Annotated in this window: 1 protein-coding gene; it reads right to left on the minus strand. The window is 63.7% G+C overall.

All coding sequences use genetic code 11. The features are described 5' to 3' along the window. Window positions 1–239: 239 nt before the first annotated feature. Entirely contained in the window at window positions 240–1,295 is a 1,056-nt protein-coding gene (locus tag OCH239_RS21360; protein WP_244430422.1) for an IS110 family RNA-guided transposase, read from the minus strand. Between the last annotated feature and the right edge of the window lie 84 nt (window positions 1,296–1,379).

The raw sequence follows: 1,379 nt of genomic DNA on the forward strand, positions 1-1,379 counted from the left end.
GTTCTCTAATCGCTCCAGTCAAGGTCTGATCCTCTTGTGCTTCTATCCTGCGTGCCGGGCTCTGGGGTTCTCTCCGCGGTCGCCGCGTGGACGCCGCATGTTTGCGTTCAGGGTCGGGTGGATCGAAGTGGTGTGCGCGGTCGATTGTGCCGCATAGGTGGGGGCGATCTCACCCTCGCCATGCGTCCCGGCTGGACGCATTCCGTCGTGGTTCGAAGATCAGCGTCGCTCTCTGATTTTTACGCCATAGCCGCCTCCTGGAAGGGGGTGCCGGACCGCCACATGGCATGCAGCGTGACGGCCAGCTTCCGCGCCAGAGCGACCTTCGCCTTGCGCGGTCCCGTTCTCTCGGCCACAGCCTTGGCCCAGTTACGCAGACGGGAGCCGCCGAGCTTACGGCAATAGATCGCGTTGGCGGCCTCGTAGAGGCACTTGCGGGTGAAGCGATCTCCGCGTTTTGAGACCCGTCCGTTTCGACTGACCTCCCCGGATTCGTAGCGCTTCGGCGTCAGCCCGAGATAGGCCCCTGCGCTTGAGGACCGGCGGAACCGGGCTGCATCGTCGAAAGCTGCAACGACCGCCATGGCGGTGATCGGGCCGACGCCGGGTGCAGTCATCAGCAACCGGACCGTCGCATGGTGTTTGGCGGTCGCCCGTATCCGACCGTCGAGCGCGGCAATGCGGGCCAGGATGTCGCGGCGGGCCTGCATCAGAGCTTTGAAGACCGGGACGAGCTCTGGCGCCACGGACAGCTCCTCTCGAATGATCTCCTCAGCGCGTCGCTTGAAGCCGCCGACCCGCTTGCCGAACATAACTCCGAACGTCTTCAACAGCCCGCGGATCTCGTTCTCCAACTTAACCCGCATCCCGACCAAGGTCTCCCGCGCCGTCAGCAGCGCCCGATTGACGTAGGCGGCGTGGCTCTTGATCTGCACGGCCTTGAACCAGCCGGTGCGCACGATCTGCGCGAGACCGCGAGCGTCGTGCCTGTCGGTCTTGTTTGGCATCATCTTCAGCACGCCGTTGGCGTGTCGCGCGTCGAGGCAGATGATCGGCACCTTCCGCGCGATCAGCGCATTCCAAAGCCACACCGCAAGGGGCCCGGTCTCCATGCCCACCCGCTGCAGACCCTCAGCCCTCTCAGCGAACCAGTCAGCAATCGCATCCGGACAAGTCGGGACCTTGGCCTCCGCCAGGATCGTACCGTCATGATCCACCAAACAGATTGCAGTCTCTTTCTGCGACACATCCAGCGCTGCAAATACACCCATCTTATCCTCCATGCTCAGGGCCACGGCGAACACCGAGGCCAGACCAACCTTGCCACGATGGCGGGCGGTCGTGGTCGTGAGGAGCCGCGATTACGCTAAGTGGTGTAG

This window comes from Roseivivax halodurans JCM 10272 (assembly GCF_000521785.1).
Taxonomy (GTDB): Bacteria; Pseudomonadota; Alphaproteobacteria; order Rhodobacterales; family Rhodobacteraceae; genus Roseivivax; species Roseivivax halodurans.